Annotated in this window: 17 protein-coding genes; 3 read left to right on the plus strand and 14 right to left on the minus strand. The window is 52.9% G+C overall.

Annotation, left to right across the window (positions count from 1 at the left end):
- Positions 1-91: 91 nt before the first annotated feature.
- From hemG to pepQ, 4 genes are read right to left on the minus strand one after another with little or no spacing between them, the layout of a single operon-like run.
- Positions 92-637 (minus strand): menaquinone-dependent protoporphyrinogen IX dehydrogenase, encoded by a 546-nt coding sequence (hemG, locus tag OGX86_RS22265; protein WP_032945724.1) that lies wholly within the window; start codon positions 635-637, stop codon positions 92-94.
- 11 nt (positions 638-648) lie between these two features.
- A complete protein-coding gene (gene trkH / locus OGX86_RS22270; RefSeq protein ID WP_003017848.1) occupies positions 649-2100 on the minus strand; it encodes a Trk system potassium transporter TrkH in 1452 nt (483 codons plus the stop codon).
- A gap of 38 nt (positions 2101-2138) precedes the next feature.
- Positions 2139-2753, minus strand: a complete 615-nt coding sequence (locus OGX86_RS22275; protein WP_003017851.1) for an IMPACT family protein — start codon at positions 2751-2753, stop codon at positions 2139-2141.
- Complete coding sequence (pepQ, locus tag OGX86_RS22280; protein WP_032950648.1) at positions 2753-4084, minus strand: Xaa-Pro dipeptidase; 1332 nt, start codon at positions 4082-4084, stop codon at positions 2753-2755. The genes OGX86_RS22275 and pepQ overlap by 1 nt, the downstream gene beginning before the upstream one ends.
- Positions 4085-4272: 188 nt before the next feature.
- Between pepQ and fadB the strand changes: the two genes are divergently transcribed.
- Both fadB and fadA read left to right on the plus strand, forming a co-directional pair.
- A complete protein-coding gene (gene fadB, locus OGX86_RS22285) occupies positions 4273-6462 on the plus strand; it encodes a fatty acid oxidation complex subunit alpha FadB (protein WP_128317231.1) in 2190 nt (729 codons plus the stop codon).
- Positions 6463-6471: 9 nt separating this feature from the next.
- Positions 6472-7635, plus strand: coding sequence for an acetyl-CoA C-acyltransferase FadA (fadA, locus tag OGX86_RS22290; RefSeq protein WP_003828895.1), 1164 nt, complete (start codon positions 6472-6474; stop codon positions 7633-7635).
- A 154-nt stretch (positions 7636-7789) separates the two neighbouring features.
- On the opposite strand, the gene OGX86_RS22295 is transcribed toward fadA, so the two are convergent.
- The 4 genes from OGX86_RS22295 to ubiD all read right to left on the minus strand — a co-directional run bounded on the left by OGX86_RS22295 (position 7790) and on the right by ubiD (position 12157).
- Positions 7790-8770 (minus strand): LacI family DNA-binding transcriptional regulator, encoded by a 981-nt coding sequence (locus tag OGX86_RS22295; protein WP_286640695.1) that lies wholly within the window; start codon positions 8768-8770, stop codon positions 7790-7792.
- On the minus strand, positions 8767-9693 hold the full coding sequence (locus OGX86_RS22300; protein WP_286640697.1) for an ROK family protein: 927 nt from the start codon (positions 9691-9693) through the stop codon (positions 8767-8769). The genes OGX86_RS22295 and OGX86_RS22300 overlap by 4 nt, the downstream gene beginning before the upstream one ends.
- Before the next feature lie 228 nt (positions 9694-9921).
- Complete coding sequence (gene fre, locus OGX86_RS22305) at positions 9922-10623, minus strand: NAD(P)H-flavin reductase (RefSeq protein WP_003828903.1); 702 nt, start codon at positions 10621-10623, stop codon at positions 9922-9924.
- 40 nt (positions 10624-10663) lie between these two features.
- Positions 10664-12157 carry a 4-hydroxy-3-polyprenylbenzoate decarboxylase gene (ubiD, locus tag OGX86_RS22310; protein ID WP_003828905.1) on the minus strand — a complete coding sequence of 498 codons (1494 nt, stop codon included), beginning with the start codon at positions 12155-12157 and terminating at the stop codon, positions 10664-10666.
- A gap of 204 nt (positions 12158-12361) precedes the next feature.
- On the opposite strand from ubiD, the gene rfaH reads away from it, so the two are divergent.
- The gene (gene rfaH / locus OGX86_RS22315; RefSeq protein WP_286640699.1) at positions 12362-12850 is read left to right on the plus strand and encodes a transcription/translation regulatory transformer protein RfaH; all 489 of its coding nucleotides are present in this window, start codon (positions 12362-12364) and stop codon (positions 12848-12850) included.
- A gap of 5 nt (positions 12851-12855) precedes the next feature.
- Here the strand turns inward: rfaH and tatD are convergent, their stop codons facing one another.
- From tatD to ubiJ, 6 genes are all read right to left on the minus strand, one after another.
- Positions 12856-13638: a 3'-5' ssDNA/RNA exonuclease TatD gene (tatD, locus tag OGX86_RS22320; RefSeq protein ID WP_032945714.1), complete on the minus strand. Its 783-nt coding sequence runs from the start codon at positions 13636-13638 to the stop codon at positions 12856-12858.
- A gap of 41 nt (positions 13639-13679) precedes the next feature.
- On the minus strand, positions 13680-14471 hold the full coding sequence (tatC, locus tag OGX86_RS22325; protein WP_003828911.1) for a Sec-independent protein translocase subunit TatC: 792 nt from the start codon (positions 14469-14471) through the stop codon (positions 13680-13682).
- A 2-nt stretch (positions 14472-14473) separates the two neighbouring features.
- Complete coding sequence (tatB, locus tag OGX86_RS22330) at positions 14474-15022, minus strand: Sec-independent protein translocase protein TatB (protein ID WP_286640701.1); 549 nt, start codon at positions 15020-15022, stop codon at positions 14474-14476.
- 3 nt (positions 15023-15025) lie between these two features.
- Positions 15026-15280, minus strand: a complete 255-nt coding sequence (tatA, locus tag OGX86_RS22335) for a Sec-independent protein translocase subunit TatA (protein WP_003017888.1) — start codon at positions 15278-15280, stop codon at positions 15026-15028.
- Positions 15281-15358: 78 nt separating this feature from the next.
- The gene (gene ubiB / locus OGX86_RS22340) at positions 15359-16999 is read right to left on the minus strand and encodes a ubiquinone biosynthesis regulatory protein kinase UbiB (RefSeq protein ID WP_003828916.1); all 1641 of its coding nucleotides are present in this window, start codon (positions 16997-16999) and stop codon (positions 15359-15361) included.
- Complete coding sequence (ubiJ, locus tag OGX86_RS22345; protein ID WP_003828918.1) at positions 16996-17601, minus strand: ubiquinone biosynthesis protein UbiJ; 606 nt, start codon at positions 17599-17601, stop codon at positions 16996-16998. The genes ubiB and ubiJ overlap by 4 nt, the downstream gene beginning before the upstream one ends.
- Positions 17602-17604 lie beyond the last annotated feature (3 nt).

Raw genomic sequence — 17604 nt, forward strand, 5'->3', positions numbered from 1 at the left:
GTCAGTGGAGGCGCATTATAGGGAGTTATTTCAGGCTGACAAGGGGAAATTTAAAATAATCTTCCGAGTGCGTATTTTTTATTCTTTGCGTTTATTTTAACAACGCTTTGTTGGTTAATTGGGCTATTTCTCGCGCGAATCTCGCAACCTGTTCCCAATCGGTATACACCACTTCTTTATTCGTATCCGTTTCACCGCCTGACATCTTCATTATCAGTTGGATCATAACGCGGTCATACCAGCGATAGCGTGGATACAGCAAAGCACCCGCAATGACTGCGCTGTGGTCTGGTCGCCACGGCGAACTCATCAGGAACTTACGCGCATAGCTGTTGGTTTGCGGCGTACGTTTCTCCGGTTTACGGGCAACCAGGTTTACGGAGTAGAACGCGCTCGGCATCGAATTCAGCCGTGTGGCATGCTTTTTCACAAACTCCTGAAAAGCAGCATGGTAATGACCGTAGCGAATCGAGGCGCCAATTACCACGCTGTCATAATTTTGCCAGTCCGGCTCCGCGGTACGATGCAAATTAACAACATCTGCCCAAACGCCCAGCTCTTTGAGTTCAGAAGCCAGATACTCAGCGATTTCACGCGTTTGTCCGTCCCGGGAAGAAAAAAGAATCAGTGTTTTCACGTGTTACTCCATTATTCACGCCAGAAGGTAGGGGTAAAGAGCACCAGCAGAGTAAAGACCTCCAGACGACCAAACAGCATATTGGCAATCAGGATCCACTTCGCCACAGGGTTCATACTGGCAAAGTTGTCGGCGACAACCCCCAGTCCAGGCCCCAGGTTATTCAACGTTGCCACAACAGAGGCAAACGCGGAGAAGTCATCAACACCGGTCGCAATAATCGCCAGCATACTGATAATAAAGACCAGCGCATAGGCAGAGAAGAATCCCCATACGGCTTCAAGAATTCGCTCCGGCAACGCACGGTTACCCAGTTTGATACTGTAAACCGCATTCGGATGGACCAGTCGTTTCAATTCGCGGTTACCCTGCTTAAACAGCAGCAGGATACGAATCACCTTCAAGCCACCGCCCGTCGACCCGGCACAACCGCCGATAAAAGCAGAACACAGCAACAGCACTGGCAGGAACAGGGGCCAGCGGGCAATACTGTCCGTGGTAAATCCGGCGGTCGTCGCCATCGATACCACCTGGAAAAAGGCCTGGTTGATCGTTGTGAGCGCCGAGCCATAGGTATTGTGTATCCATAGCACTAGCGTACAGACTGCCACCAGCGTCAACTGCACGCCGATAAACATGCGGAATTCCGGATCCCGCCAGTAGACCTTCAGACTACGCCCACTTAATAAAGAGAAGTGCAGACCATAGTTACAACCGGAGATCAGCAAGAAGATAGCAATGATGGTGTTAATCGTGGGACTGTCGAAATACCCCACGCTGGCATCGTGTGTGGAAAAACCACCGATGGCGATTGTGGCAAAACTGTGCCCAATGGCGTCAAACGCGGGCATCCCGGCAAACCATAGCGCCAGCGCGCACGCCACCGTCAGTAATACATAGATTAGCCACAGCGTTTTCGCCGTTTCGGCAATACGCGGGCGCATTTTATTATCTTTCAGCGGCCCCGGCATTTCTGCACGATAGAGCTGCATCCCACCAACACCAAGAATAGGCAGGATAGCCACCGCCAGCACGATGATCCCCATCCCACCGAACCATTGCAGCATCTGGCGATAAAAGAGAATCGCGTGTGGCAATGAATCCAGCCCCACCAGCGTCGTCGCACCTGTAGTGGTTAATCCGGAAAAGGATTCAAAAAAAGCGTCGGTTATCGTCAGGTTAGGGCTTTCAGCAAAGATGAACGGTAGCGCACCCACACTGCCCAGAACGGTCCAGAACAAAACGACAATCAGAAATCCTTCACGCGATTTCAGCTCACCCTTCTCTTTACGGTTTGGCCACCACAGCATGGAGCCGATCGCCAGAGCAACGAAGAAAGTTTGGGTGAATGCACGCCCAGCCCCATCGCGGTAGATGAGCGCTACCAGTCCGGGGATAATCATTGTCCCCGAGAATAAGATGACCAGTAGTCCAACGATTCGGGTGATGGCGCGAAAATGCATCTCTGCCGCTTCCTTAGTTCTTTAAAATGAGGTGGGGATTATTCTTCAATCGCTAACAATTGCAATGAACCACGACTAAAATCCGCCAGTTTTGCCGAAAACTCATCCACTTTGGCAAAAGGAAGCGCCACCCTGAGCCGAACAAAAGCCTGGTAATCACTGGCAACGACTTTACCGTCAAACTGCCCCAGCAAGGCTTCAATGCCTGCCAGCTGACCGTACTCACACTGCAAAGTATATTCGGTTAATGGCGTCTTGCGCTGTGTCGTTAACTGGCGCAACGCCTGATTCACACCGCCACCGTAGGCTTTTACCAACCCTCCAGTACCGAGAAGGATACCGCCGTAGTAGCGCACGACTACAGCGGTAATCTCACCGACGCCGCTCCCCATCAGCTGCGCGAGCATCGGTTTACCTGCCGTACCCGCCGGTTCGCCATCGTCTGAAAATCCCAGCTGCTGCGAGTCATTGGGCGCACCCGCCACCCACGCCACACAATGGTGTCGGGCGTCCGGGTGTTCCGCTTTGACTGACTCAACAAACGCTTTTGCCGCTTCTACGCCGTCCGTATGGGCGAGCAGCGTAATGAAGCGGCTTTTTTTGATCTCTTCGACGACGCTAACCGGCGCCGCAGGGATTAACCAACTGTCCATTACGCCAGTTTCAAATCCCGCGTCATGTTTTCGATATTGTTTTCGTGGACCACCACGTTGTCTTCAATACGAATACCGCCGAACGGTTTCAGTGCTTCAATTTTCTGCCAGTTGAAGTGCTTGCTGAACTGTCCTTCACGCCATGGTGCCAACAGAGATTCAATGAAGTAAATGCCCGGTTCGATGGTCAGAACCATGCCTGGTTGCAGTACGCGGGTGCAACGCAGGTAAGGATACTTCGACGGCGCGGCCAGATGAGTACCGCTGTCGTCCTGCATAAAGCCAGCGACATCATGTACCTGCAGACCCAGCGGGTGACCGATACCGTGCGGCATAAACGGCCCGGTAAGATCGTTTTCCACCATCGCCTCTTCACTCATATCGGTGATGATTTGATGCTTACGCAGCAGCTTCGCGATGCGCTGATGGAACTGAATGTGATAATCCACGTAGCTGGTGCCTGCTTTCATGGTGGCAATCAGCGCCAGCTCTTCGTCGTTAACGTCTTTCACCAGATGCGCATAGTCATTGTCGCTTTTCGCCGACCAGGTACGCGTCAGATCTGCCGCATAACCGTTGTATTCCGCACCAGCATCGAGCAGGAAGCTGCGGATTTCAGACGGTGCCTGATGATCCAGCTTGGTGTAATGAAGAACCGAAGCATGCTCGTTAAGCGCCACGATGTTGCTATATGGCACGTCTGTGTCGCGGTGACCGGTGGCAGTCAGGTAAGCGAGGTTGATGTCAAACTCGCTCATTCCGGAACGGAACGCTTCTTCTGCGGCACGGTGTCCATTTACCGCCATTTTCTGCGCTTCGCGCATACAGGCCAGTTCGTAATCCGTTTTATAGGCGCGGTAATAATGCAGGTAGTCGATCACCCCTTTCGGGTTGATGTTGCTGGCCGCGATGTCCAGTTGCAGCGCACGTTCCGGAACCGGGCCGATGTAACCGATATTGCCGCGAGCAGCAGGCAGTTGGCTACCGATACCATCCGCTTTTGGCAGCGCGATGATCTCAATTTCTTCCGTCCAGAAGGAGGTCGGCAGCGGCTCAACGTTGTGCCAGTAATCGACCGGCAGGTAGAACCACAGTTTCGGCTTGTTCACGCCATCCACCAGCAACCAGCAGTTAGGAACCTGCGTTACAGGCACCCAGGCTTTAAATTGTGGATTGACCTTAAACGGATATGGATGATCGTCGAGAAAGACGTTAACAAGTTCGCCAGAGTGAATAAGTAACGCATCCAGTTTGAAGCGTTCCAGCGCGTCGCGCGTCCGTTCCTGTAAGGTAACGATATGATTTTTATAGAGTGCGGCCAGCGATTCCATTTTCTATCCTTCTGTTTTTTGACCTCAAGTCTCCGCATCTTAGCACATCGCTTTGTGAGTGCGTGATTTCTGCCGAGCGTGATCGAATCGTCATTTCTTTAATCATTTGTTTGCATTTTATTAACATAAAACACACACTTCGATTCATCTGGTATGACCAGATCACCTTGCGGATTCAGGAGACTGACATGCTTTACAAAGGCGACACCCTGTACCTCGACTGGCTGGAAGATGGCATCGCCGAACTGGTGTTCGATGCCCCTGGTTCGGTCAATAAACTCGACACGGCCACCGTTGCCAGCCTGGGCCATGCGCTTGATGTGCTGGAAAAACAACCGAATTTAAAAGGACTGCTGCTGCGTTCTAACAAAGCAGCCTTTATTGTTGGTGCCGATATCACCGAATTCCTTTCACTGTTCCTCGTGCCTGAAGAACAACTGAGCCAGTGGCTGCATTTTGCCAACAGCGTCTTTAATCGCCTCGAAGATCTGCCTGTTCCGACCCTTTCAGCGGTAAACGGCTACGCGCTGGGTGGCGGCTGCGAGTGTGTTCTGGCAACCGATTATCGTCTGGCAACGCCGGACCTGCGCATTGGCCTGCCGGAAACCAAGCTGGGCATTATGCCGGGCTTTGGCGGCTCTGTGCGTATGCCACGTATGCTGGGTGCGGACAGCGCGCTGGAAATTATTGCGGCAGGTAAGGATGTTGGTGCCGAGCAGGCGCTAAAAATCGGCCTGGTCGATGGCGTAGTGAAGCAAGACAAACTGCTTGATGGCGCGATAGCGGTATTACGTCAGGCGATTAACGGCGACCTCGACTGGAAGGCCAAACGTCAGCCGAAGCTGGAGCCGTTGAAACTCAGCAAAATTGAAGCGGCTATGAGCTTTACCATCGCTAAAGGCATGGTGGCACAGACGGCAGGGAAGCATTATCCCGCGCCGATTACCGCGGTAAAAACCATTGAAGCAGCGGCCCGTTTTGGCCGTGAAGAAGCGCTGAATCTGGAAAATAAAAGCTTTGTTCCACTGGCGCACACCAGTGAAGCTCGCGCGCTGGTTGGGATCTTCCTTAACGATCAGTTCGTCAAAGCCAAAGCCAAAAAACTCACCAAAAATATTGAAGCACCGAAGCAAGCTGCGGTGCTGGGCGCGGGCATTATGGGCGGCGGCATCGCTTACCAGTCAGCCTGGAAAGGCGTGCCGGTTGTCATGAAAGATATCAATGACAAATCATTAACGCTGGGCATGACCGAAGCGGCCAAGCTGCTGAACAAACAGCTTGAGCGCGGCAAAATTGACGGTCTGAAAATGGCGGGCGTGATTTCCACTATTCATCCAACCCTCGACTATAGCGGTTTTGAGCGTGTGGACGTGGTGGTTGAAGCTGTCGTGGAAAACCCGAAAGTGAAAAAAGCGGTACTGGCAGAAACCGAAGATCAGGTACGCCCGGACACCGTACTGGCTTCAAATACCTCCACCATCCCAATCAACGAGCTGGCCAGCGCGCTCAAGCGCCCGGAAAACTTCTGTGGGATGCACTTCTTTAACCCAGTACACCGCATGCCACTGGTTGAGATCATTCGCGGCGAGAAAAGCTCGGATGAAACCATCGCCAAAGTTGTCGCCTGGGCAAGCCAGATGGGCAAAACCCCAATTGTGGTCAACGACTGCCCTGGTTTCTTCGTGAACCGCGTGCTGTTCCCGTATTTTGCCGGTTTCAGCCAGCTGCTGCGCGATGGGGCGGATTTCCGCAAAATCGACAAAGTCATGGAAAAACAGTTTGGCTGGCCGATGGGCCCGGCTTATCTGCTGGACGTGGTGGGAATTGATACCGCACATCACGCGCAGGCAGTGATGTCCGCAGGCTTCCCTCAGCGTATGCAGAAAGATTATCGCGACGCGATAGACGCCCTGTTTGATGCGAACCGTTTCGGACAGAAAAACGGTCTTGGATTCTGGCGTTATAAAGAAGACAACAAGGGCAAGCCGAAGAAAGAAGAGGATGCCACCGTTGACGATCTACTGGCAGAAGTCAGCCAGCCGAAACGCGACTTCAGTGATGAAGAGATTATTGCTCGCATGATGATCCCAATGGTCAACGAAGTGGTGCGTTGTCTGGAAGAAGGCATTATCGCCAGCCCGGCAGAAGCCGATATGGCGCTGGTTTATGGCCTGGGCTTCCCTCCGTTCCATGGTGGCGCGTTCCGCTGGTTGGATACGCTCGGCAGCGCGAAGTATCTCGATATGGCCCAGCAGTATCAGCACCTCGGAGCACTGTATGAAGTTCCGGCTGGCCTGCGTGATAAGGCGCGCCATAACGAACCGTATTATCCCCAGGTTGAGCCTGCCCGCCCGGTTGGCAGCCTGAAAACGGCTTAAGGAGTCACAATGGAACAGGTTGTAATTGTTGATGCGATCCGTACCCCGATGGGCCGTTCGAAAGGGGGCGCGTTTCGTAACGTGCGGGCAGAAGATCTCTCCGCACACTTAATGCGTAGCCTGCTGGCGCGAAATCCTGCGCTGGAGCCATCCGCGCTTGATGATATTTACTGGGGCTGTGTGCAGCAAACGCTGGAGCAGGGTTTCAACATCGCCCGTAACGCCGCGCTGCTGGCGGAAGTTCCGCACTCCGTTCCAGCCGTCACGGTCAACCGCCTGTGCGGTTCGTCCATGCAGGCGCTGCACGATGCGGCACGCATGATCATGACCGGCGATGCTCAGGCGTGCCTGATTGGCGGCGTGGAGCATATGGGCCATGTGCCAATGAGTCACGGCGTTGATTTCCACCCGGGCATGAGCCGCAACGTGGCAAAAGCCGCGGGAATGATGGGTCTGACCGCGGAAATGCTCTCTCGTATGCACGGCATCAGCCGTGAAATGCAGGACGCCTTCGCCGCGCGTTCACATGCTCGCGCCTGGGCTGCAACACAGTCTGGCGCATTTAAAAACGAAATCATCCCGACCGGCGGCCATGATGCCGACGGCGTACTGAAGCAGTTTAACTACGATGAGGTTATCCGTCCTGAGACAACCGTTGAAGCGCTCTCCACCCTGCGCCCGGCGTTCGATCCGGTTAGCGGAACGGTTACTGCCGGTACCTCCTCCGCGCTCTCCGACGGCGCAGCGGCGATGCTGGTCATGAGCGAAAGCCGCGCCCGTGAGCTGGGTCTGACGCCGCGTGCCCGTATTCGTTCGATGGCTGTTGTTGGTTGCGACCCTTCAATTATGGGTTATGGTCCGGTTCCGGCCTCAAAACTGGCGCTGAAAAAAGCGGGACTCTCCACCAGCGATATCGGTTTGTTTGAGATGAACGAAGCCTTTGCCGCTCAGATCCTGCCGTGCATTAAAGATCTGGGGCTGATGGAGCAGATCGATGAGAAGATCAACCTCAACGGCGGGGCGATCGCTTTGGGCCATCCGTTGGGTTGCTCTGGGGCGCGTATCAGCACCACCCTGCTCAATCTGATGGAACGCAAAGACGTACAGTTTGGCCTGGCGACGATGTGTATCGGGTTAGGCCAGGGCATCGCGACGGTATTTGAGCGAGTTTAATCAAAGCATGTGACTTATTGTAGGCCGGGCAAGCGAAGCGCCCCCGGCGACTATGCCGGATGGCGACGCTGATACGTCTTATCCGGCCTACAACACAAATGCCATTGTATAACAATTTAGTTGCCGTTCTTCCCGCCTGTCAGGGGCGGGTTTTTTATTTCTCTGAACTACCACGTACCACTAACTGCACCGGCAACAGCAGATTCTCTTCCTGATTTTCTTCCAGCAATAAACGCAGCGCTTCACGCCCCAATTGTTGTTTATCAACCGCAATGGTGGTGAGTGGTGGATGTGACCAGGCCGCAGCATCGATATCATCAAACCCAACCAGCGCAAGATCTTCCGGGATACGTATACCCTGCTGCACACACACCCGTTGAACAACCAGCGCTGCCGCATCGTTATAGGCAAAAATAGCGTCGGGCGGCTCTGGCAGACTGAGCAATTCATTCACCGCCTCCACCAAAGATTGCTCGGTATCCAGCAGCGGCGGCGCAATGGCTTCATACTCTGGCGGCATCAGCAAACGGGCCTCATACAATGCCTGACGGTAACCCTTCTCGCGCTGACGGATGCTGTAGTGCGCAAGCGTGCTGGCAAGAAAAGCAATACGGCTGCGACCTTGTGCAATCAAATGTTGTGTAGCCAGATAACCGCCCTGGGTGTTGTCCGGATTCACGCAAGGCAGGCCCGGCGCCCAGAGATCCACCAGCACCAACGGCAGTTTCATCTGTTGCAGCAAGCCAAGTAATTCAGGCTCAAAAAATCCGGCACAGATCAGCGCATCAGGCTGGTGCAGCAGCACCTGCTCACTCACTGCATCGCCTGGACCAATGGAGAGAAAGCTCAGCGCAATACCATGGTCACGACAGTTATCTTCTATGCCCAGCAGCAGTTGAGAGTAAAACGGCAATGCCCGGCTGATATTGTGCTGGCGGTGAAGTAAAAACAGGACGCGTTTGATCTTGTCAGTGCGCAGACGGGAAAAATCATAACCCTGCTGCTGCGCCACAGAAATAATGCGCAGCCGGGTGTCTTCACGCAGCCCCGGCTGCCCTTTTAGGGCGCGGGAAACTGCACCAACTGAAACACCACAAGCTTCGGCAATATCTCTGATACGTACAGGTTTCGTCATTTCACTCTCATTGATTCTACTATGGCTTGTTGCGCCCCCAGCCAGGCCGCACCGCGTACGCCGCTGCTGTCGCCGTGGCGGGCCCGAACGATCGGTGTGCGGCACTGCTTACCAAATACGTACTGCGCCACTCGCGCCTGTAAACCAGAATACAGTAAATCGATATTAGATACCCCGCCCCCCAACACAATGACATCGGGATCGAGCGTATTCACCACGCTTGCCAACGCACGCGCCAGTTGATCGCAATAGCGTTCCCATAACAAACAGGCATCTGCATCACCCGATTCTACCTGTTGCATAATTTGTGGCACACCCACATGCTGCGCGGTGTGATTCATATACTGACGTTCCAGACCGCTACCGGAAATAAAACTTTCAATACAGTTCAACTGTCCGCAATAGCATGTCACTCCAGTCCCGTCCTGAGATTCGTGGTAGCGCGGCAATGCATTATGCCCCCACTCTCCTGCGCAGGCGTTAGGTCCAGAGATCAAGCGGTAATCGATGCATAGTCCACCGCCGCAACCGGTACCGAGGATCACGCCAAATACCACGCTATGCCCGTGTCCGCTACCGTCCATCGCTTCCGACAGCGTAAAGCAGTTAGCATCGTTGGTGACGGGCACAGCCATCCCTAACGCTTGCTCAAGATCTTGCGCAAAGGCCTGCTGATTCAGCACCAGAATGTTGGAGTTTTTGATTAACCTTTCGCTATCCACCGCACCGGGCACCCCAACGCCAACCGAGAAAGGCTGATTAACGGCCAGTCTGGCCTTAGCAATCATCTCCGTCACGGCCTGGAAAAAATCACCGTAACTCTGCTTTGGTGTCGCGCATCGCTCGCGGTAAACAATTTCACCCGCGTTATCAATCACCACCGCTTCGATTTTAGTCCCGCCAATATCCAGTCCGAGTCTCATGGTCTTCCTCGTTTGCGCCTCGCAATTTGATTGTGTCTAGTTTGCCAATTTTGTTTACTAAACAAAAAGAGACCTGTCACAAAAGCTAAGTTTTGTGATTAATAGATAGGAAAAACATGTTTACTAAAAAACGTGGTGAAAAAGAGAAACAACGAGACCGGGCTTGCACCCTGTTAGAAGAAGTAAGGTTGGTGATGAATGCGCCGGAAGGACTCCGGCGCACAGCGCTTAAATGAACGCGAAAGCGTCGCCAAACAGGCGATCTTCACGCGCACTGCGCTCATTACAGAAGAGATCGCGCGCGATTTTGGCCATTTCAAAACGCCCGGCAATGTAGATATCATGCTCCGCCAGGGTACCGTAATCCTGCAATACTGCCGTTAACACGGTTCCCGTACGACCACGCCAGCCGTCTTCAGGCTGTTCCACCACTGGCTCAACGCGCAGATTCGGGTGGTTCACAGACAGCGCTTCCAGCTCGGAGAGATCGTAGAGATGCTTCTCCTCGCGACCGCCCCAGTAAATGGTGATATCGCGGTTTGGGTTGCGCGCGAGCGCGGTAAGCAGAATAGAACGCACGTAAGAGAACCCTGTACCACCGGCAATCAGGATCAGCGGGCGCTCGTCTTCGTCACGCAGCCAGGCTTCGCCATGCGGAATGTCGACCTTGATTTCCCGGTCTTTCAGAATACGGTCCATCACGGCCATGGCGTAAAGATTTAGCTCAGAGGCGCCAACGTGCAGCTCAATGAATCCTTGCTCGTCCGGCGTTGATGCCATGGAGAACGGACGCTTATCCCTTTCATCCATCACGACCATTAAATACTGGCCAGCACGAAAGGAAAACGCCGCGTCTGGCACTAAACGAACGCGATATACGGTGTCAGTGATAGCTTCTACCGAGGTCACTTTACAGCTTAAGGTTGTCATGCGCTCTCTCTGTCGGATCAATAGGCAAAACGATCGCGCCTCAGGCGCTTTTGCCGTCATTAAAGATGGCCAGTTCATCCCAAATTGCGTCAATGCGCGCAGTCACTTCAGGATCTTTTTTAATCGGACGTCCCCATTCACGTTGGGTTTCGCCCGGCCATTTATTTGTGGCATCCAGCCCCATTTTTGAACCAAGGCCGGAAACCGGCGAGGCAAAGTCCAGGTAATCAATTGGCGTATTCTCTACCAGTACCGTATCCCGGGCCGGGTCCATACGGGTAGTAATTGCCCAAATCACATCATTCCAGTCGCGTGCGTTGACGTCATCATCGCAAACAATAACAAATTTGGTGTACATAAACTGACGCAAAAACGACCAAACGCCCATCATGACGCGTTTGGCATGACCAGCGTACTGTTTTTTCATCGTCACGACGGCCAGGCGATAAGAACAGCCTTCCGGAGGTAGATAAAAATCGACGATTTCCGGGAACTGCTTTTGCAGAATAGGCACGAAGACTTCGTTCAGCGCCACGCCGAGCACCGCGGGTTCATCTGGCGGGCGTCCGGTATAGGTAGAGTGATAAATTGCATCTTCACGCTGGGTAATGTGCGTGACGGTAAAGACCGGGAAGCTATCTACTTCGTTGTAGTAGCCGGTATGATCGCCATACGGCCCTTCCGGAGCCAGCTCGCCCGGTTCAATGTACCCTTCCAGCACGATTTCTGCGCTGGCAGGCACTTCCAGATCGTTGGAAATACATTTAACCACTTCGGTCTTGGTTCCGCGCAACAGCCCGGCAAATGCGTACTCGGATAATGTATCAGGGACCGGCGTCACGGCCCCCAGAATGGTCGCAGGATCTGCTCCTAACGCCACAGAAACCGGGAAGCGTTCGCCCGGATGCGCTGCGCACCACTCCTGGTAATCAAGCGCGCCGCCGCGATGGGACAGCCAGCGCATAATGAGCTTGTTTTTGCCAATCAGCTGCTGACGATAGATGCCCAGATTCTGCCGCTCTTTATGCGGACCACGCGTCACGGTGAGCCCCCAGGTAATCAGCGGCGCGGCATCTTCCGGCCAGCAGGTCATAATCGGAATGCGGTTTAAATCAACGTCATCGCCCGAGTAGATTTTTTGCTGACAAGGTGCACCGCGCAACCGCTTAGTCGGCATGTTCAACACCTGCTTAAACTGCGGCAGCTTATCAAACAGATCGCGGAATCCTTTCGGTGGCTCTGGCTCTTTCAAAAACGCCAACAGTTTACCGACTTCTCGTAGCGCCGAGACATCTTCTTGTCCCATCCCCATCGCAACACGCTTTGGTGTGCCAAACAGGTTACACAGCACCGGCATTGAATAGCCTTTCGGATTCTCAAACAGTAACGCAGGCCCACCGGCACGCAGAGTGCGATCGGCAATTTCAGTAATTTCCAGATGGGGATCCACCTCAAGCGAAATGCGTTTGAGCTCGCCCTGCTGTTCAAGCAGCGTCAGGAAGTCGCGTAAATCGTGATATTTCATGGCGTCCATTGTGGCCTCTTCGTAAGCGCTTCATTATACGGCGTTCATCATTGTGATGCTGTATTTTTGTTAAATTAGCGTGAACTCTGGCGATACATATAAGCCCCGGGCGTATATACCCATTGGGTTTCAGCCTGCGTTGAGGTGGGTATAATTAACTTAACGCATGGCTTTTGCTATGCTTGCGCTCAGAACAAGCGGATAAGAGTTATTATGCAATCCTGGTATTTACTGTACTGCAAACGTGGGCAACTTCAGAGAGCCCTGGAACACCTGGAAAGACAGGCGGTGAACTGCCTGACGCCTATGATCACCCTGGAAAAAATAGTGCGCGGTAAACGTACCACAGTCAGTGAACCACTATTCCCTAATTACATGTTTGTCGAGTTCGACCCGGAAGTGATCCACACCACCACTATCAATGCCACGCGTGGTGTCAGCCATTTCGTCCGTTTTGGCGCGACGCCTGCGACCGTCCCTTCTCCCGTTATTCACCAGCTTTCTATCTACAAGCCTGAAGGTATTGTGGACCCGCAAACTCCTCAGCCAGGGGACAGCGTGATTATTACTGAAGGGGCATTTGAGGGGCTAAAAGCGATCTTCACCGAACCGGATGGCGAAGCGCGTTCCATGCTACTGCTTAACCTGTTGAATAAAGAAGTTAAGCAGAGCGTGAAAAATACCGGTTTTCGAAAAATTTAAGCCGTTTAGAAGGTCACTTCGAACAACGTTCGGACGTTAGCATCAATGGTTGCTGACAGCCATTGAGGATCTTCTCCGCGCCAGTGGGCAATACGCTCAAGAATATGTGGCAGGTGCGCCGGTTCATTGCGCCGTGACGTCGGTTTAGGCGTTAAGTCGCGAGGAAGTAGGTAAGGCGCATCGGTTTCGATCAGTAGTCTTTCTACCGGAATAAACGGCAGCAGTTCCCGCAGTTCCATCCCACGGCGCTCATCACAGACCCAGCCGGTAATACCAATATAAAGCCCTCGGTCCACACAATCCTGCATCTCCTGCCGCGTTCCGGTAAAACAGTGCAGCACCGCGCCCGGGAGACTATCCAGCCACGGCTCCAGCAACGTCAGAAAACGCTCATGGGCATCCCGACAATGCATGAAAACCGGCATCTGCAGTTCAGCGGCAATGCGCAGTTGTGCCTCAAAAGCACGTTCCTGCTCCTGTGGCGTGGAGAAATTGCGATTGAAATCCAGACCGCACTCGCCAATAGCGACCACCTCAGACTGGTTTGCCAGCGCGATAATCTCGTCTTCCGTTGAGGATTGCCATTGGCTACTGTCATGCGGGTGCACGCCAGCCGTGGACCAGCAATGCGGATAATGTTGCGCCAACTTCAGCGCCTGCTGGCTTTCGTGCAGGTTTGTTCCGGTCAGAAGCATACCGTTTACGCCCGCAGCAAAGGCGCGCGCCACAACATCATCCCTGTCTTTCGCAAATTGTGAACTGGTTAAATTAACGCCAATATCAAACATGCTACCTCCCATATGACAACCGCCCTGACGGGCGGTTGAATTTACTCTTCTGTTTTCTCGGTGGCTTCGGCTTCTTTTGCTTCTTCAGCCTCGTTGTCCTCATCTCGCGTACGTCGCTTACCGACATAGAAACGAGAGAAGAAAACGCCCACTTCAAACAGGCAGTACATCGGTATCGCCAACAACGTTTGCGAGAAGACATCTGGCGGGGTCAGTAACATCCCGACGACGAATGCTCCCACCACAACGTAAGGTCGTTTCTTACGTAAATCTTCAGGTGTCGTAATGCCCATCCAGCATAGCAGCACAATGGCGACAGGGACCTCAAAAGAGACACCGAAAGCCATAAATAGCGCCATGACGAAGCTGAGATAGCTGGCAATGTCCGTCGATACCTGCACGCCTTGCGGAGCCGTGTTAGCCAGAAAACCAAACGCCAACGGGAAGACGACAAAATAGGCGAATGCCATGCCGATGTAGAACAACAACGAGCTGGAGACCAGCAGCGGCACAACCAGGCGACGTTCATGTTTGTACAAAGCAGGCGCAATAAATGCCCATACCTGGTAGAGGATCACTGGCGCTGACAGGATCAGCGACACCATGAAGGTTAACTTTATAGGGGTAAAGAACGGTGAGGCCACATCGGTGGCGATCATCGTTGCACCCTGCGGCATCTGTTTAATCAGCGGTGCCGCAACCATATGGTAAATGTCGTTGGCAAAGTAAACCAACGCCAGAAAGATCACGATAACCGCAATAATGCAGTTCAGGAGTCGCTTACGCAGCTCGATAAGATGCGTAATGAGCGGTTGGGTATCTTCTACAGCCATGTTTACGGTTTATCACTCGACGAGGGGGAGGATTCGACAACAGGTGCGGCAGCTTTCTTTTCTGCATCCATCAACGTGGCGGAAGTGTTTTCCGTCTGCTCTGGCGTTTTAGCACCCGTGGATTCCGGTCTTTGCTCCGGCGAACTGGCCTGGTTTTCAGCGGCGGCAGGGGTTACCCCTTCTCGCTGCGCTTCACCTTCTTTCACCACCGGATTATGGATAGTGTGCGCTTCATCGCTCGCTTTCTCAGGATCGTGCACGCTGTAAGAACGCTTCATCGATTCCGCCGCTTCACGCAGCTCATCCATTGACGCTTTCAGCTCCGGGGTCAGATTTGTCAGGCTCGCTTTCTCTACTTTCTTCAGGCTGTCCTGAAACTCCTGAAGCTTAAGCTCCTGGGTCAGTTCATTCTGAACAGTAGTTGCAAGGGAACGCAAAGCGCGAACCCAGCCAGCAACCGTTTTTACCGCTACAGGTAATCGTTGCGGCCCCAGAACAATGAGGCCGATCACGAACACCAATAACAGTTCGCTAAAACCGATATCAAACACGGATTATACCTGCTCTTTATCTTGGCTTTTGGCGTCTTCCTTTTTCACTTCACCCTGCTTATCGGTGATGGATTTAGCAGTAAAATCAGCGTCCTGGCTGGTTTTATCTTGCTTAGGCTCATCATCACCCATCGCTTTTTTGAAGCCTTTGATCGACGCGCCAAGATCGGAACCGATGGAGCCGAGTTTCTTGGTGCCAAATAGCAGTACAACGATGACGGCAATGATCAACAACTGCCAAATACTGATACCACCCATACATGTTCCTCTGTCATAGATGATGAATTAATAAGGCCGTAGTATACGTTACACGACCTGCCTTGGGCGATGAAAAATTCAGCGCATTTTGCGCCAGCCGATCAACCAGGCTATGACGCCTCCCGCCATTAACCAGCCCGGCATAAGCCCCCACTCAGGGCGGCTTACCAGCAGGAATGTTCCACTTAGCAACAATGTTGCGCCAATGCCCAATAAATAACGGGATTGTCCCTGGCGTACATGATTCGCGTGAAGCTCGCGGGCAATCTTATCAACACTGTGCTGTAAATATTTGCCCTGGCGCAAACTGTCATACACCAGTTCAGGTATTTCTGGCATTTTTTCGACCCAGAACGGTGCTTTTTCTTTAAATGCCCTAACGAGCGCCGGAATACCGACCTGATCTTTAATCCAGGATTCGAGGAATGGCTTAGCCGTTTTCCACAAATCTAACTGAGGGTAGAGTTGTCGTCCGACACCTTCAACGTACAGTAGCGTCTTCTGGAGCAATACCAGTTGAGGCTGAACTTCCATATTGAAGCGGCGCGCAGTGTTGAACAGATTCAACAGCACGTGACCAAAGGAAATCTCCGCCAGCGGCTTTTCAAAAATCGGCTCGCACACGGTACGAATGGCAAATTCAAACTCTTCTACGTTGGTATCCGGCGGAACCCAACCAGAATCCACGTGCAGTTCAGCAACTTTGCGGTAATCGCGGTTAAAGAACGCAATGAAGTTTTCAGCCAGGTAGCGCTTATCTTCTTTGTTTAAAGAGCCCACAATCCCACAATCAATACCAATGTATTTCGGGTTTTCAGGGTGCTCATAACTGACAAAAATGTTCCCGGGGTGCATATCCGCATGGAAAAAGCTGTCGCGGAATACCTGAGTAAAGAAGACCTGAACACCACGCTCGGCCAACAGTTTCATATTGGTGCCGTTCTTCTCAAGCGTGGTGACATCTGAAACCGGGATACCGTAAATGCGCTCCATCACCATCATGTTCTGACTGCAATAGTCGGAATACACTTCCGGGATGTACAGCATCGGACTATCTTCAAAATTACGTCGTAGCTGAATGGCGTTCGCCGATTCGCGCAGCAGATTCAGTTCATCGATCAACGTTTTTTCATATTCACGGACGACTTCTGTTGGTCGCAGGCGACGTCCATCTGGCAGCAGACGAGGAACCCAACGAGCCAGGCGGTAGATCAGTTTTAAATCCGCTTTGATGACCGGGAGTATGTCCGGGCGAATAACTTTGATCACCACCTCTTTGCCATTCGATTTCAATCGCGCAGTGTGGACCTGAGCAACAGACGCAGATGCCAATGGCGTGATTTCAAAATCATCAAACCATTCCTCAACGGGCAGCCCGCCCATGGCCTCTTCGATTTGTTTTTTCGCTCTAAGCCCATCGAACGGGGCAACCCGATCCTGCAATAACGCAAGCTGATCGGCGATGTGCGGAGGGAAAAGGTCACGACGGGTAGAGAGCATTTGCCCAAACTTGATCCACACCGGGCCGAGTTCCTGTAAAGCCAGTCTCAGCCTTTCTCCCAGCGGTTTGTCTTTATGTCGGTTGGGCATCCAGAACAACGAGTAACGCCACAACCGAAGCGGCAGCGTGATTCGCATTTTGGGGATGAGTTCATCAAGACCGTAGCTTAAAAAAGTGCGAATGATGAAATAAAGGCGCCGTACTTCACCTGGCGTCATTTGGCCTCCAGTTTTTCCAGCCGTTTGGCCAGAGATTCAACCGCGCGCTCAACGGCTGCCGTTTCTTCAGCAAACCATGCAACCTCTAGTGGACCAGGAGCCATGCGCCACTCTTCAGTGATCGCTTCGGCGACATAGCGCTGCTGGCGCTGAAAGTTATGGCACAGGAACTTCGCTCCACCACGCAAGACTTTGCTGACCCCTTCCGCGACGATATCGCCGGTATAGGGTGCTAACAGTTCTGCAGGATCCAACTCCGCCAGATCGGCCAGCGCAACAAAGTTCTGTACTACCTGGATATCGCCCTGGACTTCCAGCTCACCGCTGCGGATAAGCGTGGTGAGTTGCTGTCGATCACGCAATTTCGGTAACACACTGGCATATGTGATTACAGTGCAATCGGCTTCGCCTTCCCATGCCCCCAGCACATCGACCTGGCGCTCGCTAAATACCAGGACTAACGGTGTTGAAAATCCTTTGAGATCAACACGCAGCACCTTACCCTGTAAACGCGTTCGGGCTGACTTCAGCGCAGGAGAACGGTACAGAAAGGTGTTGAGCAGATTTTCAACGCCTGCGGTTACTAAGGGTTTTAAAGGCATCCC

It is taken from the genome of Citrobacter sp. Cpo040, assembly GCF_030332915.1.
GTDB lineage: Bacteria > Pseudomonadota > Gammaproteobacteria > Enterobacterales > Enterobacteriaceae > Citrobacter > Citrobacter portucalensis.

Coding starts and splice junctions, on each gene's coding strand:
- fadA (WP_003828895.1), top strand. CDS start 6,472: ATGGAACAGGTTGTAATTGTTGATGCGATCCGTACCCCGATGGGCCGT.
- OGX86_RS22300 (WP_286640697.1), bottom strand. CDS start 9,693: ATGAGACTCGGACTGGATATTGGCGGGACTAAAATCGAAGCGGTGGTG.
- fre (WP_003828903.1), bottom strand. CDS start 10,623: ATGACAACCTTAAGCTGTAAAGTGACCTCGGTAGAAGCTATCACTGAC.
- tatC (WP_003828911.1), bottom strand. CDS start 14,471: ATGGCTGTAGAAGATACCCAACCGCTCATTACGCATCTTATCGAGCTG.
- pepQ (WP_032950648.1), bottom strand. CDS start 4,084: ATGGAATCGCTGGCCGCACTCTATAAAAATCATATCGTTACCTTACAG.
- trkH (WP_003017848.1), bottom strand. CDS start 2,100: ATGCATTTTCGCGCCATCACCCGAATCGTTGGACTACTGGTCATCTTA.
- rfaH (WP_286640699.1), top strand. CDS start 12,362: ATGCAATCCTGGTATTTACTGTACTGCAAACGTGGGCAACTTCAGAGA.
- OGX86_RS22275 (WP_003017851.1), bottom strand. CDS start 2,753: ATGGACAGTTGGTTAATCCCTGCGGCGCCGGTTAGCGTCGTCGAAGAG.
- ubiD (WP_003828905.1), bottom strand. CDS start 12,157: ATGGACGCCATGAAATATCACGATTTACGCGACTTCCTGACGCTGCTT.
- OGX86_RS22295 (WP_286640695.1), bottom strand. CDS start 8,770: ATGACGAAACCTGTACGTATCAGAGATATTGCCGAAGCTTGTGGTGTT.
- fadB (WP_128317231.1), top strand. CDS start 4,273: ATGCTTTACAAAGGCGACACCCTGTACCTCGACTGGCTGGAAGATGGC.
- tatD (WP_032945714.1), bottom strand. CDS start 13,638: ATGTTTGATATTGGCGTTAATTTAACCAGTTCACAATTTGCGAAAGAC.
- tatA (WP_003017888.1), bottom strand. CDS start 15,280: ATGGGTGGTATCAGTATTTGGCAGTTGTTGATCATTGCCGTCATCGTT.
- ubiJ (WP_003828918.1), bottom strand. CDS start 17,601: ATGCCTTTAAAACCCTTAGTAACCGCAGGCGTTGAAAATCTGCTCAAC.
- ubiB (WP_003828916.1), bottom strand. CDS start 16,999: ATGACGCCAGGTGAAGTACGGCGCCTTTATTTCATCATTCGCACTTTT.